Source organism: Pseudomonas sp. FBCC-B1667 (assembly GCF_059133255.1).
Genome location: NZ_CP101437.1, coordinates 5,514,846 through 5,540,549 on the forward strand (window position 1 = coordinate 5,514,846; position 25,704 = coordinate 5,540,549).

18 protein-coding genes are annotated in these 25,704 nt (G+C 60.0%); 11 read left to right on the forward strand and 7 right to left on the reverse strand.

The window, feature by feature from the left end; all coding sequences use genetic code 11:
* Nucleotides 1–181: 181 nt before the first annotated feature.
* The 7 genes from NL116_RS25470 to cmoB all read left to right on the forward strand — a co-directional run bounded on the left by NL116_RS25470 (nucleotide 182) and on the right by cmoB (nucleotide 10,559).
* Nucleotides 182–1,564: a carbohydrate porin gene (locus tag NL116_RS25470; RefSeq protein WP_494374567.1), complete on the forward strand. Its 1,383-nt coding sequence runs from the start codon at nucleotides 182–184 to the stop codon at nucleotides 1,562–1,564.
* 214 nt (nucleotides 1,565–1,778) lie between these two features.
* Complete coding sequence (locus tag NL116_RS25475; protein WP_494374568.1) at nucleotides 1,779–4,187, forward strand: glucose/quinate/shikimate family membrane-bound PQQ-dependent dehydrogenase; 2,409 nt, start codon at nucleotides 1,779–1,781, stop codon at nucleotides 4,185–4,187.
* A 945-nt stretch (nucleotides 4,188–5,132) separates the two neighbouring features.
* Nucleotides 5,133–7,550, forward strand: a complete 2,418-nt coding sequence (gene lon / locus NL116_RS25480) for an endopeptidase La (protein WP_494374569.1) — start codon at nucleotides 5,133–5,135, stop codon at nucleotides 7,548–7,550.
* 132 nt (nucleotides 7,551–7,682) lie between these two features.
* Nucleotides 7,683–8,075: a protease inhibitor I42 family protein gene (locus NL116_RS25485; protein WP_494374570.1), complete on the forward strand. Its 393-nt coding sequence runs from the start codon at nucleotides 7,683–7,685 to the stop codon at nucleotides 8,073–8,075.
* Nucleotides 8,076–8,077: 2 nt separating this feature from the next.
* Entirely contained in the window at nucleotides 8,078–8,707 is a 630-nt protein-coding gene (locus NL116_RS25490; RefSeq protein WP_494374571.1) for a lysoplasmalogenase, read from the forward strand.
* Nucleotides 8,708–8,826: 119 nt separating this feature from the next.
* Entirely contained in the window at nucleotides 8,827–9,606 is a 780-nt protein-coding gene (cmoA, locus tag NL116_RS25495) for a carboxy-S-adenosyl-L-methionine synthase CmoA (RefSeq protein WP_494374572.1), read from the forward strand.
* A complete protein-coding gene (gene cmoB, locus NL116_RS25500; protein ID WP_494374573.1) occupies nucleotides 9,603–10,559 on the forward strand; it encodes a tRNA 5-methoxyuridine(34)/uridine 5-oxyacetic acid(34) synthase CmoB in 957 nt (318 codons plus the stop codon). Before cmoA ends, cmoB begins: the two co-directional genes overlap by 4 nt.
* A gap of 125 nt (nucleotides 10,560–10,684) precedes the next feature.
* Here cmoB and tadA read toward each other — a convergent pair whose 3' ends face one another.
* Both tadA and NL116_RS25510 read right to left on the reverse strand, forming a co-directional pair.
* A complete protein-coding gene (gene tadA, locus NL116_RS25505) occupies nucleotides 10,685–11,182 on the reverse strand; it encodes a tRNA adenosine(34) deaminase TadA (protein ID WP_494374574.1) in 498 nt (165 codons plus the stop codon).
* A complete protein-coding gene (locus NL116_RS25510) occupies nucleotides 11,182–12,558 on the reverse strand; it encodes a multicopper oxidase family protein (protein WP_494374575.1) in 1,377 nt (458 codons plus the stop codon). The genes tadA and NL116_RS25510 overlap by 1 nt, the downstream gene beginning before the upstream one ends.
* A gap of 272 nt (nucleotides 12,559–12,830) precedes the next feature.
* On the opposite strand from NL116_RS25510, the gene NL116_RS25515 reads away from it, so the two are divergent.
* A complete protein-coding gene (locus NL116_RS25515) occupies nucleotides 12,831–15,908 on the forward strand; it encodes a membrane-targeted effector domain-containing toxin (protein ID WP_494374576.1) in 3,078 nt (1,025 codons plus the stop codon).
* Nucleotides 15,909–15,979: 71 nt separating this feature from the next.
* Here NL116_RS25515 and guaA read toward each other — a convergent pair whose 3' ends face one another.
* The 4 genes from guaA to NL116_RS25535 all read right to left on the reverse strand — a co-directional run bounded on the left by guaA (nucleotide 15,980) and on the right by NL116_RS25535 (nucleotide 20,717).
* Complete coding sequence (gene guaA / locus NL116_RS25520) at nucleotides 15,980–17,557, reverse strand: glutamine-hydrolyzing GMP synthase (protein ID WP_494374577.1); 1,578 nt, start codon at nucleotides 17,555–17,557, stop codon at nucleotides 15,980–15,982.
* Nucleotides 17,558–17,656: 99 nt separating this feature from the next.
* Nucleotides 17,657–19,126 carry an IMP dehydrogenase gene (gene guaB / locus NL116_RS25525; protein ID WP_494374578.1) on the reverse strand — a complete coding sequence of 490 codons (1,470 nt, stop codon included), beginning with the start codon at nucleotides 19,124–19,126 and terminating at the stop codon, nucleotides 17,657–17,659.
* Between the two features lie 117 nt (nucleotides 19,127–19,243).
* Nucleotides 19,244–19,792: a sugar ABC transporter ATPase gene (locus tag NL116_RS25530; protein ID WP_494374579.1), complete on the reverse strand. Its 549-nt coding sequence runs from the start codon at nucleotides 19,790–19,792 to the stop codon at nucleotides 19,244–19,246.
* Nucleotides 19,793–19,955: 163 nt separating this feature from the next.
* Entirely contained in the window at nucleotides 19,956–20,717 is a 762-nt protein-coding gene (locus NL116_RS25535) for a sulfite exporter TauE/SafE family protein (protein ID WP_494374580.1), read from the reverse strand.
* 187 nt (nucleotides 20,718–20,904) lie between these two features.
* Between NL116_RS25535 and xseA the strand changes: the two genes are divergently transcribed.
* Together xseA and NL116_RS25545 are read left to right on the forward strand one after the other, a co-directional pair.
* On the forward strand, nucleotides 20,905–22,284 hold the full coding sequence (xseA, locus tag NL116_RS25540; protein ID WP_494374581.1) for an exodeoxyribonuclease VII large subunit: 1,380 nt from the start codon (nucleotides 20,905–20,907) through the stop codon (nucleotides 22,282–22,284).
* A 3-nt stretch (nucleotides 22,285–22,287) separates the two neighbouring features.
* Nucleotides 22,288–23,109: a peptidoglycan DD-metalloendopeptidase family protein gene (locus NL116_RS25545; protein WP_494374582.1), complete on the forward strand. Its 822-nt coding sequence runs from the start codon at nucleotides 22,288–22,290 to the stop codon at nucleotides 23,107–23,109.
* Nucleotides 23,110–23,228: 119 nt separating this feature from the next.
* Here the strand turns inward: NL116_RS25545 and NL116_RS25550 are convergent, their stop codons facing one another.
* Nucleotides 23,229–23,585, reverse strand: a complete 357-nt coding sequence (locus NL116_RS25550; protein ID WP_494374583.1) for a hypothetical protein — start codon at nucleotides 23,583–23,585, stop codon at nucleotides 23,229–23,231.
* A 385-nt stretch (nucleotides 23,586–23,970) separates the two neighbouring features.
* On the opposite strand from NL116_RS25550, the gene leuA reads away from it, so the two are divergent.
* Nucleotides 23,971–25,650, forward strand: a complete 1,680-nt coding sequence (gene leuA, locus NL116_RS25555) for a 2-isopropylmalate synthase (protein ID WP_494374584.1) — start codon at nucleotides 23,971–23,973, stop codon at nucleotides 25,648–25,650.
* Nucleotides 25,651–25,704: the final 54 nt, after the last annotated feature.

The window sequence follows — 25,704 nt, forward strand, 5'->3', positions numbered from 1 at the left end:
GTTGAAGGTCGCCGCCCGGCACTGTTACCAAATCTGAAACGATCCATGTCCATAAAAGCCCTTTCTCTATTTGTAACAGAACATTATCCTTGCGCCGCCTAGCTGAAACGCTTCTTCAAATGGCTTCAGGCCCTGCTGCACTCCGTATCTTCCCTAGAAAAAGACCCAGAATTTCTTCTCTATGCCTTACTTTCAAACTTCGCGAGACAGCGCTGTCTGTACAGCTGTTGCCAGCCGAAAAGCCCTGAAACTGATCGGTGGATTCACCGCGTTGGGCTTCGCCACCTGCACCCAGGCGGCGCCCGCCTTCGATAGCGATTCACCGTGGATGCTCGGCGACTGGAACGGCACGCGTACCGAACTTGCGGAAAAAGGCTACGACTTCAAAGTCGATTACACCGGCGAGATGGGCAGCAACCTGCACGGTGGCTACGACCATGACCGCACTGCGCGCTACAGCGATCAGTTCGGTTTCGGCACGCACCTGGATTTGCAGAAAATCCTCGGTTGGGACGACGCCGAATTTCAGCTGACCATCACCGAGCGCAACGGCAACAACATCAGCAACGACCGTATCAATGACCCGCGTGTGGGCGGCTTTACCTCGGCCCAGGAAGTCTGGGGCCGTGGGCAAACCTGGCGCCTGACGCAGATGTGGTTTCAGCAGAAATTCTTTGACCAGAAGCTCGACATCAAGGCCGGTCGTTTTGGCGAAGGCGAAGATTTCAACAGCTTCCCCTGCGACTTCCAGAACCTGGCGTTCTGCGGCTCGCAGGTCGGCAACTGGGTCGGCGACATCTGGTACAACTGGCCGGTCAGCCAATGGGCAATGCGGGTCAAATATCACCTGACGCCGCAGTTGTACGCGCAGGTCGGTGCCTACGAGCAAAACCCGTCGAACCTGGATCGCGACAACGGCTTCAAGCTCAGTGGCAGCGGCACCCAGGGCGCGATTTTGCCGGTGGAGCTGGTGTGGACGCCGAAGCTCAACGGCCTGCCGGGCGAATACCGTGCCGGTTATTACTACAGCAGCGCCAACGCCACCGATGTCTATAAGGACAGCAATGGTCAGCCAGCGGCCCTGAGCGGTGAGGCATACCGCAGTGCATCGAGCAAACACGGCGTGTGGCTGGGCATTCAGCAGCAGATCACCAACCTCACCAGCGATAACAGCCGTGGTTTGAACGTTTTTGCCAACGGCACGATGCACGACAAGAAGACCAACGCCATCGACAACTACGTCCAGGCAGGCGTGGTCTACAAAGGCGTTTTCGATGCGCGCGCCAAAGACGACATCGGCTTCGCCCTGGCCCGGGTTCACGTCAACCCGGCCTACCGCAAAAACGCCGAGGCGAGCAATCAGGCCCGCGCCGTCTTCAACTACGACGACCCGACGTTCCTGCCGCCGCAAGACACCGAATACAGCGCCGAGCTCTATTACGGCGTGCATGTGACGAACTGGCTGACCGTGCGCCCGAACCTGCAATACATCCGCCACCCCGGTGGCGTGGACCAGGTCGATGACGCATTGATTGGCGGGATCAAGATCACCTCGTCCTTCTAAAACACACCGCCCCCCCCTGTGGGAGCGAGCCTGCGCGCGAAGAGGCCGTCAGCCTTGACATCGATGTTGACTGAACCTCCGCTTTCGCGGACAGGCTCGCTCCCACAAGGGAATGCGTCAAACAAACACTTTTTATATGAACCATGCCCGCGCCAGATCGTCATCTACAGTGAACCTGCGCGGGACTACTTAAAACGTCACGGAGAACTACACTATGAGCACTGATGGTGCTTTGAGTCGAAGCCGTCTGTTGCCGAGCCTGCTCGGCATCCTGCTTCTGCTAATGGGCCTGGCCATGCTGGCTGGCGGGATCAAGTTGAGCATGCTCGGCGGCTCGCTGTATTACCTGCTGGCCGGTATCGGCCTGACGCTGACCGGCGTGCTGCTGCTCCTCGCCCGCCGCGCTGCGCTGGGCCTGTACGCACTGGTGTTGTTCGCCAGCACCGTTTGGGCACTGTGGGAAGTCGGCCTTGACTGGTGGCAACTGGTGCCGCGCCTGGCGATGTTGTTTGCGCTGGGTATCGTCCTGCTGCTGCCATGGTTCCGTCGTCCACTGCTGCGCGAAGGCGCTGCACCGATGGGCACCGGCGCCTTGAGCGTCGCCGTGGTCGTGGCGGGCGTGGCCGCATTGGCCAGCCAATTCACCCACCCCGGTGAAATCAAAGGCCAACTGGACCGCGACAGCGTGCCCGGCATGACCAACACCGCGCCGGCCATGCCCGACGGTGACTGGAATTCTTACGGCCGCAGCGCCCACGGTGATCGTTACTCGCCCCTGGCGCAGATCACTCCGGAAAACGCGCACAAACTGGTCCCGGCGTGGACTTACCGCACCGGCGACCTGCCGGGCCCGAACGATCCGGGCGAGACCACCGCTGAAAACACCCCGCTGAAAGTCAACGGCATGCTTTACGTGTGCACGCCGCACAGCCAGGTGATCGCGCTGGACCCGGACACCGGCAAGGAAATCTGGCGTTTCGACCCTAAGCTCTCCACGCAAAACGCGGCGAACTTCAAGGGTTGGGCGCACATGACCTGCCGTGGCGTGTCGTATCACGATGACGCCGTCTACGCCTCCGAGCAGAGCCCGACCGGCAGCGCCAGTGCCGCCGTGATCAATGCCTGCCCACGCCGGATCTTCCTGCCGACCGCCGACACCCGTCTGATCGCCCTCAACGCCGACACCGGCAAGATGTGCGAAGACTTCGGCGACAAGGGCCAGGTTGACCTGCGCGCCAACATCGGCGGCTTCACTGCCGGCGGTTACTACTCCACCTCGCCACCCGCGGTCACCAAAGACCTGGTGGTGATTGGCGGCCACGTCACCGACAACGTCTCCACCGACGAGCCAAGCGGCGTGATCCGCGCGTTCGACGTACACACCGGCAAACTGGTGTGGAACTGGGACAGCGGCAAACCGGACGACACCACGCCGATTGCCGAAGGCCAGACCTACACCCGCAACTCGCCGAACATGTGGTCCATGTTCGCGGTCGACGAAAAACTCGGCATGCTCTACCTGCCGATGGGCAACCAGACCCCGGACCAGTTCGGTGGCGAACGCACCCCTGAATCGGAACTGCATGCCGCCGGCCTGACCGCGCTGGACATTGCTACCGGCAAAGTGCGCTGGCACTTCCAGTTCACCCACCACGACCTGTGGGACATGGATGTCGGCGGCCAGCCAACCCTGATGGACCTGAAAACCGCTGACGGCGTGAAGCCAGCCGTGTTGGCATCGACTAAGCAAGGCAGCATCTACGTGCTGGACCGCAGCACCGGCAAAGCAATCGTGCCGATCAACGAAGTGCCCGTGCCGCAAGGCGCCGTCGCCGGTGATCACACCTCGCCGACCCAACCCAAATCCGACCTCAACTTCATGCCGCCACCGTTGAAAGAACGCGACATGTGGGGTGTCACGCCATTCGACCAACTGGTCTGCCGGATCACCTTCAAATCCCTGCGCTACGACGGCCCGTTCACCCCGCCATCGCTGCAAGGTTCGATCGTTTATCCGGGTAACTTCGGCGTGTTCGACTGGGGCGGTGTCTCGGTGGATCCGGTGCGTCAGATCCTGTTCGTGAACCCGGACTGGATGGCCTTCAAATCGAAGCTGATCCCAGCGGCAGAAATCGCCGCCCAAGGCCCGCGCAAAAGCGAAACCGAAGGTGTGCAGCCAAACAAAGGCGCGCCGTACGGCGTCGTTCTTGAACCCCTGCTGTCGCCAATGGGCCTGCCGTGCCAGGCACCGGCGTGGGGCTACGTGGCCGCAGTCGACCTGACCACCCATGAAAAAATCTGGATGCACAAAAACGGCACCGTGCGCGACAGCTCGCCGGTTCCGATCCCGTTGAGCATGGGCGTACCCAGCCTGGGCGGCACCTTCACCACCGCCGGTGGTGTGGCGTTCCTCAGCGGCACCCTCGACCAATACCTGCGCGTCTATGACGTGAAAAACGGCAAACAACTGTGGGAAGGCCGCCTGCCGGCCGGCGCGCAAACCACACCGATGACCTACACCGGCAAGGACGGCAAGCAATACGTGCTGGTGGTTGCGGGCGGTCACGGGTCGCTGGGCACCAAGCAAGGCGACTATGTGATGGCGTACAAACTGTCCGAGTAAGGTATAGCGGCGGTTAATGGAAAGGCGACTCCTGTGAGGGGGTCGCCTTTTTCGTGGCCGCTATTTTTGTCACCCCACTCCTCAATTTGACCGGGGGAGGTCTGGAAAATCTGTGAAGGTCCCACAGCTGCGGCGGTTTTGAGGAGGATTCCGACAGGGTGTGGCGGTTGTTGTGTCGGAAGTCCGGGAGATAGGCTTTGGGGGTCGCTGCAAATTCAGCGACCGGGTTTTGCCGCACTTTTCGTGCTTGCTTCATGGCGAACTGTGCGTGGGAGGGCTTCGGCCCTGCCGGGTTCCATTCCCTGGCCGACCCACCTGCGTACGGGTTACCACCCAAGTGCTGGGTCGCAGTCGTGGCGAACTCCCTATTTTCGAATGGAGCGTCGCCATGATCCACACCGCTAATCTTCCTGCAGGCTCACTCCTACAGCTTGAATCGACACACCCCCGTTGCTCCCCACCACTCAACAGGCCGAGCGTTAGCTCGCCTGCAGCTTTTGATCTAGCTTTTGATTCACCCGCCCCCTCGGGAGGCTGAGTGGAGGTGTGCATCCGGGGAGTGGCGCGCAGCGCCGTTCGACGCAGTCGAACACGCTGCATGTAGGTCGTCGCGAAGCAGACCGGAGGGCAGTGTCCCCGGATGGATACCGGAACGAAGGAACGCCGAGCCTTAGCGAGGGGCCGGACGCTCGGGGCGAGCCTTTTTTTGCTTACTTTTTTTTGGCGTTTGAAAAAAAAGTGAGTCGCCGTAAGGGCGAAACCCTAAGCAGCCGTTACCGCAGCAACGGATATGTACCCCAAAAACAACAACATGGTCGGCCCAGAGGCCGCCAAGACAAAGCACCTGTCCAAACCCTGAACACACACCTAGAAACATCGCGAGCCATTGAAACCACCCCCCACCTGCCCCATCTAACACCCATACCCAATTGCGCAGGTGCCCCAATGAGCGACCAGCAAGAATTCCCCGAAGACCCGAGCGAATACGACGAAACCGAGCAAATCGAACACCACGCCACCGGCAAAGGCCTCGCCCTGCCCGGCCAGAACCTGCCGGACAAGGTCTACATCATCCCGATCCACAACCGCCCGTTCTTCCCGGCCCAAGTACTGCCGGTCATCGTCAACGAAGAACCCTGGGCCGAAACCCTCGACCTGGTGAGCAAAGCCGATCACCACTCCCTGGCCCTGTTCTACATGGACGCGCCCCAGGAAGACCCGCGCCACTTCAATACCAGCGCGTTGCCCGAGTACGGCACCCTGGTCAAAGTCCATCACGCCAGCCGTGAAAACGGCAAACTGCAATTCGTCGCCCAGGGCCTGACCCGGGTGCGCATCAAGACTTGGCTCAAGCACCATCGCCCACCGTACCTGGTGGAAGTCGAATACCCGCACCAGCCCACCGAGCCGACCGACGAGGTCAAGGCTTACGGCATGGCGCTGATCAATGCGATCAAGGAACTGCTGCCGCTCAACCCGCTGTACAGCGAAGAACTGAAAAACTACCTCAACCGCTTCAGCCCCAACGACCCATCGCCACTGACCGACTTCGCCGCCGCCCTGACCTCCGCCACCGGTGGCGAGCTGCAAGAAGTGCTCGATTGCGTGCCCATGCTCAAACGCATGGAAAAAGTCCTGCCCATGCTCCGCAAGGAAGTCGAGGTTGCGCGCCTGCAGAAAGAGATTTCCGCCGAAGTTAACCGCAAGATCGGCGAACATCAGCGTGAGTTCTTCCTCAAGGAACAACTCAAGGTCATCCAGCAAGAGCTAGGGCTGACCAAGGATGATCGCAGCGCCGACATTGAGCAGTTCGAGCAACGCCTGACCGGCAAAGTGCTTTCGCCGCAGGCGCAGAAACGCATCGAAGAGGAAATGAACAAGCTGTCGATCCTCGAGACCGGCTCCCCGGAGTACGCGGTCACCCGCAACTACCTCGACTGGGCGACATCGGTGCCGTGGGGCGTGTACGGCGAGGACAAACTCGACCTCAAGCACGCGCGCAAAGTGCTGGACAAACACCACGCCGGCCTCGACGACATCAAGGACCGCATCCTCGAATTCCTCGCGGTCGGTGCCTATAAAGGCGAAATCAGCGGCTCCATCGTGCTGCTGGTCGGCCCGCCGGGCGTGGGTAAAACCAGCGTCGGCAAGTCCATCGCCGAATCCCTCGGCCGGCCGTTCTACCGTTTCAGCCTCGGCGGCATGCGCGACGAAGCCGAGATCAAGGGCCACCGCCGCACCTACATCGGCGCGCAACCGGGCAAACTCGTGCAGGCGCTGAAAGACGTCGAAGTGATGAACCCGGTGATCATGCTCGACGAGATCGACAAGATGGGCCAAAGCTACCAGGGCGACCCGGCCTCGGCGCTGCTGGAAACGCTTGATCCGGAACAGAACGTCGAATTCCTCGACCATTACCTGGACTTGCGTCTGGACCTGTCGAAAGTGCTGTTCGTGTGCACCGCCAACACCCTGGACTCGATCCCCGGCCCATTGCTGGACCGGATGGAAGTGATTCGCCTGTCGGGCTACATCACCGAAGAAAAAATCGCCATCGCCAAGCGGCACCTGTGGCCCAAGCAGCTGGAAAAGGCCGGCGTGTCCAAGGGCAGCCTGAGCATCAGCGACAGCGCGCTCAAAGCGTTGATCGACGGTTACGCCCGCGAAGCCGGGGTGCGCCAGTTGGAAAAACAACTGGGCAAACTGGTGCGCAAGGCCGTGGTGAAATTGATCGACGACCCCAAAGCCGTCATCAAACTCGGCCCCAAAGACCTCGAAACCTCACTCGGTCATCCGGTGTTCCGCAATGAGCAAGTGCTGTCCGGCACCGGTGTTATCACGGGTCTGGCCTGGACCAGTATGGGCGGCGCGACCTTGCCGATCGAAGCAACGCGGATCCACACGCTGAACCGCGGCTTCAAACTCACCGGGCAATTGGGTGATGTGATGAAGGAGTCGGCGGAAATCGCCTACAGCTACGTGAGCTCAAATCTGAAGTCGTTTGGCGGTGATCCGAAGTTCTTCGACGAAGCTTTCGTCCACCTCCACGTCCCGGAAGGCGCCACCCCGAAAGACGGCCCGAGCGCCGGCGTGACCATGGCCAGCGCCCTGCTCTCGCTCGCACGCAACCAGCCGCCGAAAAAAGGCGTGGCCATGACCGGTGAACTGACGTTGACCGGGCATGTACTGCCGATTGGCGGCGTGCGTGAGAAGGTCATTGCGGCGCGGCGGCAGAAGATTTTTGAGTTGATCCTGCCGGAGCCAAACCGTGGAAGCTTCGAAGAATTGCCGGATTATCTGAAGGAAGGGATTACCGTGCACTTCGCCAAACGCTTTGCCGATGTGGCGAAGATTTTGTTCTGACCCCACAACCTGATCGTACTGATCGTTTCCCACGCTCTGCGTGGGAAACGATCCCTCCCTCAGCCCTGTCACACTTTGTCTCATCTTCAGTTATGCTCGCCGTTCGTCGTGAACGCCGGAGCCGCTGACCTTATGTCCCCCACTCGCTTGTTTGTCCCCCTCGCCCTTTCCTTGCTGGCCGCTTGCGCCACGCAGCCGAAACAGAACGTGACCGTGGAAAAACAGAGCCAATGCCCGGTGAAGCTGAACAGCGGGCAAAACCTGGTCCTGACCCTGCCGAGCAACCCGAGCACAGGTTACCGTTGGGCGATTCAGGATTCGGCCGGTGGTGTGCTGCATGCGCTCAGCCCTGAGGTGTACAGCAACCCGGAAGACGCGGGCATCGTCGGCAGCGCCGGTATTTCGACCTGGCGCTTCCAGGCTTTTGCCGCCGGCACCGGGCGCTTGCGCCTGACCTCGCAGCAGCCTTGGGCACCGGAAGTGTTGCCGGTCGACACCTTCGATTGCGCGATCTCGGTTAACTGACCGTGGGCTGGCTGATTCTGGCGCTGATGGGCGCGGTGACCTTCCTGTATGGCGTGAGTGTGCATGCGACGTTGCTTTGTCTGCTGGTCAAACCGCTGCCCGTTCTGGCCCTGCTGGGCTGGTTGCATGATGCACCACCCAGCGACTATCGACGCTGGATCAGCCTTGGCCTGATTTTTTCGCTGCTCGGCGACGTGTTGCTGGCGTGGCCGGGTGATCTGTTTGTGTTTGGTCTCGGGGCATTTCTGGTCGCGCATCTGGCGTATCTCAAAGCCTATCTGAGCGATTGCCGGCGGTTGGCGGTGCTTCCATTGGTGATTGCCCTGAGCGTCGGCGCAGTCTTGTTGGGGATTCTGATTTCCCACGGCCTCGGCCCATTGCTGATCCCGGTGATTGTTTACGGACTGGCCATCAGCGCAATGCTCTGGCGGGCACTGGCTCGCCTGGGCAATGAAGTTCCCAAGCGCTCGGCGTTGCTGGCGGCGGCAGGTGCGCTGGCGTTTGTGTTTTCCGACAGCGTGATTGGTATCAGCCGATTTGTGGCGCCGTTCGACGCAGCGCCTTACGTGATCATCCTCAGTTACTGGTTGGGGCAATGGGGAATTACAGCGTCAGCGTTCTCTCAAAAATAACGCGGCTCTGTGGCGAGGGGGCTTGCCCCCTTCGCCACAACAGTCCTTTCACCCTTCAAATTGCATGAGCCCAGCGGTTTATCAGACAACCCGCGCATCCCCCCGTCAATTTGGCTAAAATGCCGGCCTTTTCCACCCATGCCGCTGGAACCGCCGTGAGCAAAGAATCCGATCGCCTTTTCGCCCAGCCTCTGAGCCAGGTGCCTGACTTCGCCTTTAACGAGGACGTGGTGCGGGTGTTCCCGGACATGATCAAGCGCTCGGTGCCGGGTTATCCGACCATCGTGGAAAACCTCGGCGTGCTGGCCGCGCAATTCGCCCAGCCCAACAGCATCCTCTACGACCTCGGTTCGTCTCTGGGCGCCGTGACTCAGGCCTTGCGCCGGCACGTGCGCACCGACGGTTGCCGCGTGATCGCGGTGGATAACTCGGCGGCGATGGTCGAGCGTTGCCGCGAATACCTCAACGGTCAGGACTCGATGTTCCAGGAGTTGCTGCCGGTGGAGGTGATCGAAGGCGATATCCTCGCCCTCGACTTCCTGCCCGCCTCGGTGGTGGCGCTGAACTTCACCCTGCAATTTATCGCCCCCGACCAGCGCACCGCGTTGCTCTCGCGTATTCGCCAATCGCTGCTGCCCGGCGGCGCGTTGATCCTCTCGGAGAAGCTGCGCTTCAATGACCTTGAAGAACACGCCCTGCTCACTGATTTACACGTCGCCTTCAAACGCGCCAATGGCTACAGCGAACTGGAAATCGCCCAGAAGCGTAGCGCCATCGAAAACGTCATGAAGCCCGACAGCCTCGAAGAACACCGCGACCGCTTGCTGGCCGCGGGGTTCTCGAAAGTCGTGCCGTGGTTCCAGTGTCTTAACTTTGCCTCGTTGATTGCCTTGCCATGATTGATCTGTCCCCCCTCGCCCGCCGTCTGGCCGGTACACCACTGGCCGCCTGGGCCAACACCCTGCAAGCGCAACTCGACAAGAAAATGGAGAAGGGTCACGGCGACCTTGAGCGCTGGCAGAGCGCGCTGGATGCATTGCCGAAGATCCAGCCGAGTGACGTCGACCTGCTCAATGGCCTGATGCTGGACACCGAGTGCGACGACGACACCCGTGCGCAGATGCGCACCGCGCTGATGGGGTTGTCGCCGTGGCGCAAAGGGCCGTTTGATTTGTTTGGTGTGCACGTCGACACCGAATGGCGTTCGGACTGGAAATGGTCCCGCGTTGCGCCGCATCTGGACCTCAAGGGCAAACGCATCCTCGATGTCGGCTGCGGCAACGGCTATTACATGTGGCGCATGCTCGGCGCCGGTGCCGACAGCGTGATCGGCGTTGACCCGAACTGGTTGTTCTTCTGCCAGTTCCAGGCAGTGCAGCGCTATCTGTCCGAACCCAACGCCTGGCACCTGCCATTCCCGTTCGAAGACCTGCCGCCGGAGCTGGAAGGCTTCGATACGGTGTTTTCCATGGGCGTGTTCTATCACCGCCGTTCGCCGATCGAGCATTTGCTGGCGCTGAAGGATTGCCTGGTCAAGGGCGGTGAATTGGTGTTGGAGACGCTGGTGATCGAAGGCGATCAGCAACAGGTGCTGGTACCGGAAGACCGCTACGCACAGATGCGCAACGTGTGGTTCCTGCCGTCGGTGCCGGCGTTGGAGCTGTGGTTGCGCCGTGCCGGGTTTACGGATGTGCGCTGTGTGGACGTGAGCGTGACCACGGTCGAGGAACAGCGCGGCACGGAGTGGATGAAGTATCAGTCGTTGAGCGACTTCCTGGACCCGGACGACCACAGCAAAACGATAGAAGGGCTGCCGGCGCCGATGCGTGCCGTCATCGTGGCCCGTAAATAAATCTATCAAACATCGCATAACCCTGTAGGAGTGAGCCTGCTCGCGATGGCGGTCTGACAGTCAAATCAATATTGACTGTCAGACCGCCATCGCGAGCAGGCTCACTTCTACATTGGGTTTTGTGTTTATTCAGTGGGTTTGGCGCGTCTAGCCTTGAAAAACTCACTAAGCACCGCCCCACACTCCTGCGCCAACACCCCGCCTTCAAACAACACCCGATGATTCAAAAACCCTTGGGTGAAGAACTGTCCCTGACTTTGCACAATCCCGGCCTTTGGCTCCAGCGCGCCATACACCACCCGCGCAATCCGCGAATGCACGATCAGGCCGGCGCACATGCTGCACGGCTCCAGCGTCACGTACAGCGTGCTACCGGGCAGGCGATAGTTGCTGACGGCCAAGGCGGCGGCACGGATCGCGATCATCTCGGCATGGGCGCTCGGGTCGTTGCCGCTGATCGGGCAATTGAAGCCGCGACCGATGATTTCACCGTCCTGCACCAGCACCGCACCCACCGGCACTTCGCCTAGCGCAGCACCTTGCGCCGCCAGAGCCAGGGCTTCGCGCATGAAGTCGCGATCACGGCTGCGGTCGATGATGGCGGCGGGACGTATCTGACGCATCACGCCACCTCAATGGCGGCCATGAGGCCGGTTTCCATGTGATCGATCACATGGCAATGGAACATCCAGATGCCCGGGTTATCCGCCACCAACGCCACTTGCGCACGCTCGTTCTTGCCCAACAGATACGTGTCGGTGAAGTACGGAATGACTTTGTGCCGGTTCGAGGCGATGACTTTGAAGCTCATGCCGTGCAGGTGGATCGGGTGTTGATATTGAGTCATGTTCTTCAATTCGAAAATGTAGCTCTTGCCCTTCTCAAGCTTGGCAATCGGGCGGTCAGCGCAGGTCTTGTCCGTGATGTCCCAGGCCTTGCCGTTAATCTGCCACAGGCTCGGCGGTTTACCGTTGTCGACGTTGACCGACACCGAGCCCACCCATTCGAAATTGAAGTTGAGTTTCTCGGCATTGGCCAGGTCGGGTTCTGCCACCGGGTTGGCAGGCAGGGTGGGCGGCCATTCGGTGGGGGCATCGGTGTTTGCCACCGAGCGGAACGTACCCAGGCGAACGGGGCCGTTGCGCAGGGACAGTTCTTCACCGGCGGGTGGCGCCTTGATCGCCAGGCAGATGCGCATACCCGGGCCGAGCCAGTACTCCTTGCCCATTGGGCGCGGCGCCACGGGGTTGCCGTCCAGCGCGTAGATCTGCGCTTCGACGCCGGGAATGTTAAGCCGATAGGTCAGCGTGTTATCGAGGTTGAGCAGGCGCACTCGGGTGATTTGCCCGGCGGGCAAGTCGATCACCGCTTGCGAGACACCGTTGATGGTCGACAGCCGCCCCGCCGTGCCACCACGAGCGGCTTCGCGAGGAATGCTGAACGCTACGAAAGCGCCGTCTTCGTCGACGTGCCAGCTCTTCAGGCTCAGGGTTTTCTCGTACCTGAAACCGGTCGGTTCGCGCTCTTCGACGATCAGCGGACCGACAAGGCCGCGGCCCAATTCTTCGCTGCTGTTCACGTGCGGGTGATACCAGTAACTGCCGGCGTCCGGCACGCGGAATTTGTAATCGAAGTATTCGCCCGGCAACACCGGCAATTGCGAAACGTACGGAACACCGTCCATTTCCAGTGGCAGGCGGATGCCGTGCCAGTGAATGGTGGTCGCTACCGGCAGGTGGTTAATGAAGCGCACCCGCAGCCATTCGCCCTGACGCACCCGTAGCTCCGTGCCCGGCGCCGAGGGGCCGAACGCCCAGGCTGGGGTCTTGTGCCCGGCAACCAGTTCGACGTCCAGCGGCGCCGCGATCAGCTCATAGTCATGACCGGCGTCGGCGTCGGCCATCTTGCCCAGCCAGTACCGCGACGCGCCCCCCGCTCCGACACCAACGACAACAAGACCGGCCAGGCCACCGAGGATTTGGCGACGGGTAAAGGACATGAACTCAACTACCTCACGTATCAGCGACAGGCACGAGGCCTGCAAAAGGCGAATACGATACACCTGCGGATGAGAAACAGTAAGGGTGGGGCGGCGGATCGTCGGCAATTCGAGTACACCGAATCACGGCATACCCCGACAAATTCTACTTTTTGGATGTGGCACGACGCTGCCCCTACATGATCACGTAAGGCATGTGGGCATAACTATGTAGTGCACGTGCCTTGAGTAAACGGGTCATCCTCACGACCCATTTCTCAAGGAGCGAGAGCATGCCTGTTGATCAAAGTACCGACGCGTTACCCAATGCTGCCGACAAGGAGCAACTGAAAACGATTGCCCCCGTCGTTGTTACCGCCTGCCCCGGCTTGAAGGAAGAAGCCCACGCGGTCGCCAGCGAAATCCTGCAAAAACATGGCATCACCGGCATGGACCCGGATCAGGTCTGGTGGCACCGGTTCGATAACGTCTCGGCCAGCAGCACCAAAGCCTTTCTGAGTTGGGAGCACGCCCCCAAACCCTGTGAATCATTGACGCTGACGCAACTGGTGATCCAGGGATACCGCGTCACCGATCAAGACGACGCCCTCGAGCTGAACAGTAACGGCGGGTTTTACACAGCCGATGCAAGCGCCAGCATTTTCAATGAAACCAACGAAGTGCGGATGTACCCCAGCAAGGTCCTTGCGGATCTGTGGGACAAGAACCTCAGTGAACGCTATCTGAATAAACTGAACGCGTTCTGGGCCACTCATTTCGAGGACTTCCGGGCGCTAGCCAAATGTAACTACCTCAGCAAAGCCGTCGAGGCGCGGCAACACGGTCAACTGGAAGAGGAGGATTTCCAGACTGTCGTAAGGGCCGTTGTCGGTGCTGCAAGCTGGCCGATCACCCTGGCGACCCTGCAGTCCCAAACCAATCCGCCCGCCGATCTTCGTGTTTGCGCATTGGATGTCGCAGGGCATGTCGCCACCGATATTCTGCGCATCGTTGACCGCAACGGTCGGCAGATCACTTACGTTCCCGGCGCCGCACAGGCTTTCCACGTGCACCCGACACTGACGGACATGCACTGGTGGACCTTGCTGCAAATGAATGAAGAGCAGCCGCGTACCGAGTTCATGACTCATTTTCCGCTGTCGGTACGCAAGGAAGTCCACGACAACATCACTCCGCTGATGAATCAGTTGGTCGGCACCTGGGGGAAATACGACCACCACTTGATCAATCAGAAAAACATCACGATCAGCGGCGATGCCTTCACCTGGCAGAGCCGGGCGGTCCAGAGCACGATGCTGGAAGAGGCGGACCTGACGCTGGTGACCCACGGACAAATGCGCAAGCAACTTTGGCTGGGTTACCTGACTGCCGGGCTGCACGTGTTTGGCCCCTTGGCGGTGATGGGCTGGCCAATCGCGCTGCCGGTGATCGGGGCCAGCATCGCCGCGATGGGCTTGAACATCGACAAGGCGGTCAATGGCGCAACGGCGGCGCAACGCAAGGCTGGCGTCATCGGCGCCGTGCTCGATGGCATCAATGCCCTGTTCAATATTCCGCTGCTCAAGGAGGTCACCGTATTGGATGAAGCCGGGGCTGCCGCCGAGGCGGCTGAAGCGGCCGAGATGGCGGATCTGTACAAGGCGCTCGATCCGGAAGAAACCGTCGCCGCGCAAGACCCTCAGGCGAACGCTGCATCAGAGGAAGGTCCCTTGCAACCGGTTGTGCTGCCTACCCTGCCAGATGAAACCGCAGAAGCTTTTGAAGTGCCAGAGCACTGGCAATGCAATGAAATCCTCGAAAACTATCCTGCGGCCACGAGCGGAAAATTTCGGGGAATCTACTCACTGGACTCAAACCCTTCCACCGCCATCATGATGAACGATCAGGCTTACTACGTTCGCTACGAAGCCGACATCAATGGTGGCGGAACGTGGGCCATCATCGACCCGGCAAACCCACAGGCCTCCACAGGATCAATTCCCGTGCGCCTGACTGGCGAAGGCGAATGGGAGTTGGCGCCGAAAGGCGGATTGAAAGGCGGCGGCAAAGGCCTCAGCAAGCCCGCTCCCGCTCCAGGTCCCGGTCCCGGTCCCGGTCCTTCCAGGCCAACGACTCAGGTCCGCCCAAGGTCAGATTTAGTCAGGCATTTGACAAGATACGATGCCCCCAATGGGCGATCGCTGAACTTTTTGGCCCTGGGAAAGCCGGAAACCCATATAAAAGTCGTCTCCGCACCTGGCGGGGTCCTCCGAGGGATTTCCCCCTATGAAGAGTACGTCGCCGGACGTCGAGCGGTCCTGATCAGGGACGCGATCGGTTTCCAGATCCAGACGGATTTTTTTGCCTCGTTACCGGCCCGCCCGGTTCAGCCCGTCATCACACCCTCCACGACCGTTACGGAGCTCATCGAGAAAGTATTTAACACTGCGCCCGGTCTGGTAATCGGTGAGAGTCAGGACCGCATTGCCAGCATGCGGTTCCTGATCGAAAACATGCCGACGCTGGCGAAGCAAGGCGTCAAGACGATCTACATGCATCGCCTGCTCAACGACTTCAATCAAGTCGACCTGAACGTCTTCGCCGAAACCGGGGAGATGCATGGCATGCTGGAGAAGTATCTGCAAAAGCTGCCCGGCGATCCTGCCGGACAGTTCACCCCCCTCGAAGTCGTCAAGACCGCCCAACAGAACGGCATTCGAATCCAGGCCACCGATTGCCTGGCCAGTTATCGATACACCGATACAAACTTCCGCGCCATCTCACGCCAATCCGTCAAGACCTACCTCACCCATACCATCATGCAGGCCACTCAAGCCCGCAATGGCGGCGGAAAATGGCTGGTGCTGACCGATCAGGAGAGTACCAACACGTTCAGGGGAATCGCCGGTATCAGTGAAACCGAGGGCGGTATCGGTCTACGCATTGAAGAAGTGGGCCCTGGTGAGCGTCTGCACCTCGACATCGACCATGGCATCGAAGTCGGCCGTGAAGTCACAGAGGCTGCGCCCCAGATGAGCGGCAATGTCGACACCCTGTATGCCGATATCAGCCTGCAGATACCGACTCAGGTCATTCAACGATCGCCCGATCAAATCAATCAGCTGCTGTTCCGCCAAGGCATGTTCACCATTGAAAAGTCGGAGGACACGTTGACGCTGATTCATCGCAGCAGGACCAACCAGATTGTGCGAACGATGATTGAACGAACGATGAATGGCGGCTTTCTGATCCACCGTCCTGCCTGGGCCGGCGTGCATCTGGTGACCTACGCGAATCTGACCAGCCTTGCCCACGCACTTAACCGCATGGGCCTGACCCTGGAAGGGCGCCTCCCCACGGTAGCGACCTGATAGCAAAAAGGCCCCGTGAACTTTCGCTCACGGGGCCTTTCAGGTATTACGGACGATCAATCAGACCGGGATCACTCCCACTCAATCGTCGCTGGCGGCTTGCTCGACACGTCATAAGTAACGCGGGAGATGCCTTCGATTTCATTGATGATGCGGCCGCTGACGGTTTCCAGCAGGTCGTAAGGCAGGTGAGCCCAACGCGCGGTCATGAAGTCGATGGTTTCAACGGCACGCAGGGCAACGACCCACGCGTAACGACGGCCATCGCCTACAACGCCAACCGACTTAACCGGTTGAAACACCACGAATGCCTGGCTGACCTTGTGATACCAGTCGGCTTTGCGCAGTTCTTCGATGAAGATGTGGTCGGCACGACGCAGCAGGTCGGCGTATTCCTTCTTCACTTCACCGAGGATCCGCACACCCAGGCCCGGGCCCGGGAACGGGTGACGGTAGACCATGTCGTACGGCAGGCCGAGTTCCAGGCCCAGACGACGGACTTCGTCCTTGAACAGTTCGCGCAGTGGCTCGACCAGTTTCAGGTTCATCTCTTCCGGCAGGCCGCCCACGTTGTGGTGCGACTTGATCACGTGAGCCTTGCCGCTTTTGGCGCCAGCCGACTCGATCACGTCCGGGTAGATGGTGCCTTGGGCGAGGTACTTGATGTTGTCCAGCTTGTTCGACTGGGCGTCAAACACGTCGATGAAGGTACGGCCGATGATCTTGCGTTTTTTCTCTGGGTCGCTTTCGCCAGCCAGGTTGTTCAGGAACTGGTCTTCAGCGTTGGCGCGGATCACCTTGACGCCCATGTTCTCGGCGAACATGGCCATCACTTGCTCGCCTTCGTGCAGACGCAGCAGGCCGTTGTCGACGAAGACGCAGGTCAGCTGGTCGCCAATGGCTTTGTGCAGCAGCGCGGCAACCACCGAGGAATCCACACCACCGGACAGGCCGAGCAGTACGTTGTCGGTGCCGACCTGGGCGCGAATGTTGGCAATGGCGTCTTCAGCGATCTTCGAAGGCGTCCACAGGGCTTCGCAGCCGCAGATGTCGAGGATGAAGCGCGACAGGATGCGACCGCCCTGCTTGGTGTGGGTCACTTCCGGGTGGAACTGTACGCCGTAGTAGCCGCGAGCGTCGTTGAACATACCGGCGATCGGGCAGCTTGGGGTGCTGGCGAGGATGTGGAAGTCCTGCGGCATCTTGGTGACTTTGTCACCGTGGCTCATCCACACGTCGAGGCCGAACAGGCCGTCGGCGTCGATGTGGTCTTCGATGCCGTCGAGCAGGCGGCTCTTGCCGACGACGTCAACGCGAGCGTAACCGAACTCACGCAGTTCGGAACCTTCGACCTTGCCACCCAGCTGTTCAGCCATGGTCTGCATGCCGTAGCAGATACCAAAGACCGGTACGCCCAGGTCAAACACCGCTTGCGGGCAGCGCGGACTGTCAGCGACGTGCACGGACTCGGGGCCGCCGGCGAGAATGACGCCTTTTGGAGCGAATTCGCGGATCGCTTCGTCGTCCATGTCGAACGGATGCAGTTCGCAGTACACGCCGATTTCACGCACGCGGCGGGCAATCAGCTGGGTGTACTGGGAACCGAAGTCGAGGATCAGGATGCGGTGGGCGTGAATGTCGAGGGCCATGATTCAGTCTCGTCTAAGTAATTCAGAAACAGTCGTGATTCAGAAACAACTCGGGGCTGAATAAAACAGCCCCGGTTACTTAACTTTTTGCTGGAAGCCTCAACCTACACGGTAGTTTGGCGCTTCTTTGGTGATTTGTACGTCGTGCACGTGAGACTCGGCCATGCCAGCACCGGTGATCCGCACGAACTCAGGCTTGGTGCGCATTTCTTCGATGTCGGCGCTGCCGGTGTAGCCCATCGAGGAACGCAGGCCGCCCATCAGTTGATGGATGATGGCGCTCAGGGTGCCCTTGTAAGGAACACGCCCTTCGATGCCTTCCGGAACCAGTTTCTCGGCGCCTGCCGAGGAGTCCTGGAAGTAACGGTCGGAGGAACCTTGAGCCTGGGACATGGCGCCCAGCGAACCCATGCCACGGTAAGCCTTGTACGAACGACCCTGGAACAGTTCGATCTCGCCCGGAGCTTCTTCAGTACCGGCGAACATCGAACCCATCATTACGCAGGAAGCACCGGCTACGATGGCCTTGGACAGGTCACCGGAGAAACGGATGCCGCCGTCGGCGATCAACGGAACGCCGGTGCCTTCAAGGGCAGCGGCGACGTTGGCGATGGCACTGATTTGCGGGACGCCGACACCGGCGACGATGCGGGTGGTGCAGATCGAGCCAGGGCCGATACCGACCTTGACGGCGTCAGCACCCGCTTCGGCCAGGGCCTTGGCGGCAGCGCCGGTGGCGATGTTGCCGCCAATGACCTGCACTTCAGGGAAATTCTGTTTGACCCAGCGAACGCGGTCGATCACACCTTTGGAGTGACCGTGAGCGGTGTCGACCACCACCACGTCAACGCCGGCATTGACCAGGGCTGCGACGCGATCACCAGTGTCTTTACCGGTACCGACGGCCGCGCCCACACGCAGACGACCTTGATCGTCCTTGCTGGCCAGCGGGTAAGCCTTGGCTTTTTCGATGTCGTTGACGGTCATCATGCCTTTGAGGGCGAATTTGTCGTCGACGATCAGTACGCGTTCGATGCGGTGTTTGTGCAACAACTCGCGAACGTCGTTCTTGTCGGCGCCTTCCTTGACCGTGACCAGACGCTCTTTAGGCGTCATCACTTCGCGGACTGTGGCTTCCAGACGATTTTCAAAACGCACGTCACGGGAAGTAACGATGCCGACCAGGTCGCCATCGTGCAGTACCGGAACGCCGGAGATGTTGTGCAGGCGGGTCAGTTCGAACAGTTCACGAACCGTGGCGTCAGCCTCGATGGTGATCGGGTCCTTGACCACGCCGGCTTCGTAACGCTTGACCTTGCGCACTTCGGCAGCTTGCTGCTCGATGGTCATGTTCTTGTGGATGATGCCGATGCCACCTTCCTGAGCCATGGCGATTGCCAGACGGGCTTCAGTAACGGTGTCCATGGCGGCAGAAACCAGAGGAATATTCAGCTCGATGCCACGGGTTAGACGGGTCTTGAGACTGACTTCGTTAGGAAGTACCTCGGAATAACCGGGCACTAGGAGAATGTCGTCGAATGTCAGAGCTTCTTGGCTGATACGCAGCATCGCGGGGGCTCCCGAGCGGGAAAATGGAAGCGCGCCATTATAGTCAGACACCCCCTCGGGTTCAATGTAAAACTCTGTCTATTATTAGCATTACTGATATACGGGATTTATCGCGGCCTACAACTCGACTTTGATCCAACTCACCGGCTGATCCAGCCAATCGGCAAACTCATCGATAAAGCTCTGCTTGAACCCGGCTTCCGCCCAATTGTTGAAGATGAAGCCGAGGTTGGAAAAACCGCATTCCTGCAGGAACAGGAACCCGTTGATGTCGTCCTCATGCCCGCATTCTGGACAGGTGAAGTTATCGGTGCGGCCGGGCATCCAGTCTTCCAGGCTTTCGAACAGCGCTTCTCCGACTTCCTTACGGCATTCGGCGCAGCCTGCCTCGCTCAGGAAACCTTTGGCCGGCGTGTAGATGCAGCGCTTGGTGATGATCTCCAGACCATTGATCGGCTCGCCAAATGGCAGCGCTTCGGGGTACAGGACCACGGCGCGTGCACCGTCGGCGATGGCGTGGCCCATGCGATTGCCGGTGCGGCCGCACGTAGTGAGTTCTTCCTTGATGATGTTTTTGCGCACCAGCCACCGCACGACCGCCCGGGCCCGGGGTTCGTGCACTGGCAGCGTGGAGATTTTCGGGACGATGATGCTTTGGGAGTTCATGGTGCAAGCCTACCGATGCTGAATAATCCACCTTTGTGGGAGCGAGCCTGCTCGCGAAGGGGCCATTGCAGCCAACAGTGATGTTGCCTGACCCACCGCCTTCGCGAGCAGGCTCGCTCCCACAAGGACTGCGGGCGGCAGCTTAATGCCTGACATTTTCAGGTCAAGTGCTGAAATAGCGCCCGATCAAGGCAATCCCGCTGGCCAATACCAACCAGGTCACCAGCCGCACAAACGCCTCGCGCGACAACTTCATGGTCAATCGCCGCCCGATCCACAGCCCCAAGGCCATGGCCGGCAACAAACACAGGGCCAATACCAACAAGGGTAGCTCGGCATACACACCTGCGACGGCAAACAGGCTCAAGCGCACCACCGTGCTGCAACTGATCAGCGCACTCTGGGTTGCCCGGGCTGCCTCTTTGGGCAGTCGGCTGTTCAAATAGATCGCATATAAGAAGCCGCCACTGCCAAACAACGCCCCGAACATCCCGCCCACGGCGCCCATCGGCACTGCCCACGAAGCGGATAACTGTGTCGGACGGGTTTTGACCCACAGGCTGTAAATCGCATAAGCACTGATAAATAGCCCCATCAGCAGCAGCAATACGTCGGATTTCAGGTTCAGCAGAAAGATCACCCCCAATGTGCACCCCACCGCCATACACGGTAGCAACCGCAGCAACTCGGGTTTCGCCACATCACGCCGCGAGGGCAGCAGATTGCCGAACGCCGCGACAAAATCCAGCAGCACCAGCAATGGCACGATCTTCGACAATGGCATGAACAGAATCAGAATCGGCCCCGCTACCAGTGCGGTGCCAAAGCCGGCAATGCCAAACACGATATACGCCAGAGCGATGCCCAGCCCGATGATCAGCCAATCCGTCGTGCCGAAAGGCCATTGGTTGAGAAATGCCAACATATTCACTCCATGTCTTCCTTGAGTACAGGGGCTGGACTTTACCCTTGCGGCAGCGAGCCTGCCCGCGAATACGGATCGACTTTCAACATTGCGGTGACTGACACACCGAATTCGCGAGCAGGCTCGCACAAATGGAATTTCGTTGGGTCATGGAGATTGGGCGCCGAATGCCTTTAAACTGCGCCCCATGATTAAAGATCCCTTTGCAAGACTCGGCCTGGACCGTGAAGTCCTGACTGTCAGCCAGCTCAACGGCCGCGCGCGGGTGTTGCTCGAAGACGTGTTCAGCAATATCTGGGTCGAAGGCGAAATCTCCAACCTCGCGCGTCCTGCGTCCGGCCACGTGTATTTCACCCTCAAGGACAGCGGCGCCCAGGTGCGTTGCGCGCTGTTCCGGCAAAACGCCGCACGGGTTCGTCAAGCCTTGAAGGATGGCCTGGCGGTCAAAGTCCGCGGCAAGGTTTCACTGTTCGAGGGACGTGGCGACTATCAACTGATCCTCGACACCGTGGAGCCGGCCGGTGACGGCGCGCTGCGTTTGGCCTTCGATGCACTGAAGGAAAAGCTCAGCGCCGAAGGTCTTTTCAGTGCCGAACGCAAAGTGCCGCTGCCGGCGCATCCGCAACGTATCGGCATCATCAGCTCGCCGACTGGCGCGGTGATTCGCGACATCATCAGCGTGTTCCGCCGCCGTGCTCCGCAAATCCAGCTGATGCTGATCCCCACCGCCGTGCAAGGTCGCGAGGCCACCGCGCAGATTGTCCGCGCGCTGAAGCTGGCGGACGCCCGGGGGTTCGACGCATTGATCCTGGCCCGTGGCGGCGGCTCGCTGGAAGACCTCTGGTGCTTCAACGAAGAAGCCGTGGCCCGCGCGGTTGATGCCTGCGTCACACCGATTGTCAGCGCTGTCGGCCACGAAACCGACGTGTCGATCAGTGACTTCGTGGCCGACGTCCGCGCCCCGACGCCGTCCGCCGCCGCCGAGTTGCTCGCCCCGGACTCCAACGACCTGGTACGCCGGGTGGAAAGCCTGCATCGCCGACTCGTGATGCGCATGCGCGACCGCTTGATGCGCGACCGCCTGCGTCTGGAAGGCATTTCCCGCCGCCTGCGCCATCCCGGCGAGCGTCTGCGCCAGCAAGCGCAGCGCCTGGATGATCTGGACATGCGCATGCGCCGTGCATTCGAACGCAACCTCAACACCCGTCGCGAACGCTTGATTCGCCTGGAAACCCGCCTCGCCGGGCAACATCCCGGCCGGCAACTGGCGATGCTCCGCCAACGCCTCGACAGCCTCGCCGAACGCTTGCCCCGTGCCATCCGCGAAGGCCTCAAGTCCCGACGCCTGCAACTGCAAAGTCAGGTACAGACGCTGCAAGTGGTCAGCCCGCTGGCGACCCTCGCCCGTGGCTACAGCATTCTGCTGGACGAGCGCGGCAATGCGATCCGCAGCGCCGAACAAACCCACAACGGTCAGCGCCTCAAGGCCAAACTCGGCGACGGCGAACTGCAAGTGCGGGTCGAAGACAATCACCTGACGCCTGTCACCCTTTCTTTACTGGATTGATCCATGCCGCGCTTTTTAGCTCCACTGCTGTTGCTGTGCCTGACCTTTAACGCCCACGCCGACAGCTACATCACTCACCTGTTGAACAAGCCCGTACCCGGCGGCGTGGCCGTGGTGGATCTGGGCGCCGCGGCCCAGGCACCGAAAGCCAGCTATCAAGGCAAACCGGTGCTGGTGGTCAAGGAACAGAACAACTGGCTGGCGATTGTCGGTGTGCCGCTGACCGTGAAACCGGGCACGCAACAGATCAGCAGCGGCGGCCGCAGTCTGAACTTTACCGTCGGCAACAAGAAATACCCGGAACAGCACATCACCCTGAAAAATACCCAGCAGGTCAATCCGAACCCTGACAACCTCAAGCGCATAGAAGGCGAGTTGGCCGAGCAGATCCAGGCCTATCGCAGCTTCAGCCCCAACACGCCGAGCAACCTGCTGCTAGACAAACCGGTCAACGGACCGCTGTCGAGCAAGTTTGGTGTGCGCCGTTTCTTTAATGGTGAAGAGCGCAATCCGCACGCCGGGCTCGACTTTGCTGTGCCGGCAGGCACACCAATCAAGACGCCGGCGGCGGGCAAGGTGATTCTGATCGGCAATTACTTCTTCAACGGCAACACGGTGTTTGTCGATCACGGGCAGGGCTTCATCAGCATGTTCTGCCACATGTCGAAAATCGATGTGAAGGTTGGGCAGCAATTGGCGCGTGGTGGGGTGGTGGGCAAGGTCGGTGCTACTGGCCGGGCGACCGGGCCGCACATGCACTGGAACGTCAGCCTGAATGATGCGCGGGTGGATCCGGCGATTTTTATCGGGGCGTTTCAGCCTTAGAAAGTTGCAGAGGCTACTGGCCTCTTCGCGGGCAAGCCCGCTCCCACATTGGATCTTCAGTGCAACAAATATCCCTGTGGGAGCGGGCTTGCCCGCGATGGCGGCGTAACAGACGCCACCTATTCAGCCTCAAGATCCTCAATCCCATGGGCTTCCCGATCCGCCAGGCAATGCTTGACCCATTCCTGAGTCTCCGCAGAAAATCCCGCCAACTCTTCAGGCGTGATCAACTCCCGCGCGCACAACCCGAGCAAGTGCGACTGCGCCTCATGCCGGGAAAACCTGAACACACCAAACGCCCAATACAGCTCCTTTTGCCTGGACTGAAGCAACTCTTCAGTGGCTTCAATCCGATCATAAGGCTCCAGGCTTTTATCCAGCACGGTGCGCTCGACCTCCTCCATGATCCGGATACACATCCGCTCATGGGCCAACGGACGCAACGCGCTATACCGCTTCCAGTCCGACTCGTTCATGTCCGACTCCTGCCTTGTTCAGGCTGTAAGCATAGTTGCACCCAAGAGGCCGTCACCGAAATTCTGCGATTGCGCAGTGCTCAAACCTTGCGCAATCATCAAAACAATCGCCGCCGTTCACAGCAATTAAATCTCGATAAAATTACCTTTCCGGGTATTCCTCTCAATTTTTTTCGACTGCTTGCCATCCTTCACCCCCGAGGTTAGGGTTGAAGGCATGAAAACCTTTCACACCCTCATTCAGCTTCGCCAGCACCGCAGCCTCTGCCTCGTCAGCGCACGACTGCCAGGCTGAATCGCGGTGCCTCGCCCCACGCTTTTCCCAACAACATTTGATCCACCGGCAGGCCGCCTTTTTTCGGCCAACACAATAAGGATTCCCCCAATGAGCATGCTCAAAGACCCGTCTTCGAAATACCGCGCGTTCCCGACCATCGACATCCCGGACCGCACCTGGCCGTCGAAGACCATCACTGCCGCGCCGATCTGGTGCAGCTCTGACCTTCGTGATGGCAACCAGTCGCTGATCGAGCCCATGGACGCGGTCAAGAAGCTGCGCTTCTGGAAAACCCTCGTGGCCGTCGGCGTGAAAGAAATCGAAGCCTCTTTCCCGGCCGCTTCGCAAACCGACTTCGACTTCGTACGCACACTGATCGAAGGTAAGCACATCCCGGACGACACCACCATTCAGGTGCTGACCCAGGGTCGTGAAGACTTGATCGAACGCACCTTCGAATCCCTGCGCGGCGCGAAGAAAGCCATCGTTCACTTGTACAACGCGACCTCCCCTTCTTTCCGCCGGATTGTCTTCAACCAGGACAAGGACGGGATCAAGGAAATCGCCGTTAGCGCGGCCAAGCTGTTCGTCAAATACGCCGCCCAGCAGCCAGACACCGAGTGGACCTTCGAGTACTCGCCAGAGACGTTCAGTGCCACCGAGCTGGAATTCGCCAAGGAAGTCTGCGATGCCGTGATCGAGGTCTGGAACCCGACGCCTGAGCACAAGATGATCCTCAACTTGCCTGCCACCGTCGAATGCGCCACGCCGAACATCTACGCCGACCAGATCGAATGGTTCGGCCGTCACATCAACCGTCGTGACAGCGTGATCATCAGCCTGCACACCCACAACGACCGTGGTACCGGTGTTGCCGCCACCGAATTGGGCCTGATGGCCGGCGCCGACCGTGTCGAAGGCTGCCTGTTCGGCAACGGCGAGCGCACCGGTAACGTCGACCTCGTGACCGTGGCATTGAACCTGTACACCCAGGGCATTCACCCTGAGCTGGACTTCTCCGACATCGACGGCGTGCGCAAGGTCGTCGAAGAGTGCAACCAGATCCAGGTGCACCCACGTCACCCGTACGTCGGCGACCTGGTCCATACTGCGTTCTCCGGCTCCCACCAGGACGCGATCCGCAAGGGCTTCGCCCAGCAGAAACCAGATGCCTTGTGGGAAGTGCCGTACTTGCCGATCGACCCGGCCGACATCGGTCGCAGCTACGAGGCGGTGATCCGCGTCAACAGCCAGTCGGGCAAAGGCGGTATCGCTTACCTGCTGGAACAGGAATACGGCATCAACTTGCCACGCCGCATGCAGATCGAGTTCAGCCAGGTCGTGCAGCGTGAAACTGATCGCCTCGGCCTCGAGATGACTGCTCAGCAAATCCACGCGTTGCTGCACAGCGAGTACTTGCAGGCCAACACCCCGTACGCGCTGGTCAGCCATCGCTTGCAGGAAGAAAACGGTCACAGCGCCGTGGAAGTGGAAGTCTCCAGCAAAGGTCAGGGCGAAACCAACCTGCACTGGCGCGGCAAGGGCAACGGTGCGCTGGAAGCCTTGGTGGCCGGCCTGCCGATTCCGGTGGAGATCATGGACTACAACGAACACGCGATCGGCGCGGGCACCCATGCCAAGGCTGCGGCCTACATTGAACTGCGTGTGAACGGTGAGCGTGCGGTGCATGGTGTGGGCATTGATGAAAACATCACCACTGCCAGTTTCAAGGCGCTGTTCAGCGCGCTGAACCGCTCGCTGAGCCAGCCGGAAGCGAAAGCGGCGTAAGCGTTCGCTGAACTGCAAAAGGCCCCGAGGTGCGAACCTTGGGGCCTTTTTGTT

Excerpts from the sequence above, each read along its gene's own strand:
- NL116_RS25470 (WP_494374567.1), top strand. The coding sequence starts at position 182 with ATGCCTTACTTTCAAACTTCGCGAGACAGCGCTGTCTGTACAGCTGTT.
- NL116_RS25475 (WP_494374568.1), top strand. The coding sequence starts at position 1,779 with ATGAGCACTGATGGTGCTTTGAGTCGAAGCCGTCTGTTGCCGAGCCTG.
- lon (WP_494374569.1), top strand. The coding sequence starts at position 5,133 with ATGAGCGACCAGCAAGAATTCCCCGAAGACCCGAGCGAATACGACGAA.
- NL116_RS25485 (WP_494374570.1), top strand. The coding sequence starts at position 7,683 with ATGTCCCCCACTCGCTTGTTTGTCCCCCTCGCCCTTTCCTTGCTGGCC.
- cmoA (WP_494374572.1), top strand. The coding sequence starts at position 8,827 with ATGCCGGCCTTTTCCACCCATGCCGCTGGAACCGCCGTGAGCAAAGAA.
- cmoB (WP_494374573.1), top strand. The coding sequence starts at position 9,603 with ATGATTGATCTGTCCCCCCTCGCCCGCCGTCTGGCCGGTACACCACTG.
- tadA (WP_494374574.1), bottom strand. The coding sequence starts at position 11,182 with ATGCGTCAGATACGTCCCGCCGCCATCATCGACCGCAGCCGTGATCGC.
- NL116_RS25510 (WP_494374575.1), bottom strand. The coding sequence starts at position 12,558 with ATGTCCTTTACCCGTCGCCAAATCCTCGGTGGCCTGGCCGGTCTTGTT.
- NL116_RS25515 (WP_494374576.1), top strand. The coding sequence starts at position 12,831 with ATGCCTGTTGATCAAAGTACCGACGCGTTACCCAATGCTGCCGACAAG.
- guaA (WP_494374577.1), bottom strand. The coding sequence starts at position 17,557 with ATGGCCCTCGACATTCACGCCCACCGCATCCTGATCCTCGACTTCGGT.
- guaB (WP_494374578.1), bottom strand. The coding sequence starts at position 19,126 with ATGCTGCGTATCAGCCAAGAAGCTCTGACATTCGACGACATTCTCCTA.
- NL116_RS25530 (WP_494374579.1), bottom strand. The coding sequence starts at position 19,792 with ATGAACTCCCAAAGCATCATCGTCCCGAAAATCTCCACGCTGCCAGTG.
- NL116_RS25535 (WP_494374580.1), bottom strand. The coding sequence starts at position 20,717 with ATGTTGGCATTTCTCAACCAATGGCCTTTCGGCACGACGGATTGGCTG.
- xseA (WP_494374581.1), top strand. The coding sequence starts at position 20,905 with ATGATTAAAGATCCCTTTGCAAGACTCGGCCTGGACCGTGAAGTCCTG.
- NL116_RS25545 (WP_494374582.1), top strand. The coding sequence starts at position 22,288 with ATGCCGCGCTTTTTAGCTCCACTGCTGTTGCTGTGCCTGACCTTTAAC.
- NL116_RS25550 (WP_494374583.1), bottom strand. The coding sequence starts at position 23,585 with ATGAACGAGTCGGACTGGAAGCGGTATAGCGCGTTGCGTCCGTTGGCC.
- leuA (WP_494374584.1), top strand. The coding sequence starts at position 23,971 with ATGAGCATGCTCAAAGACCCGTCTTCGAAATACCGCGCGTTCCCGACC.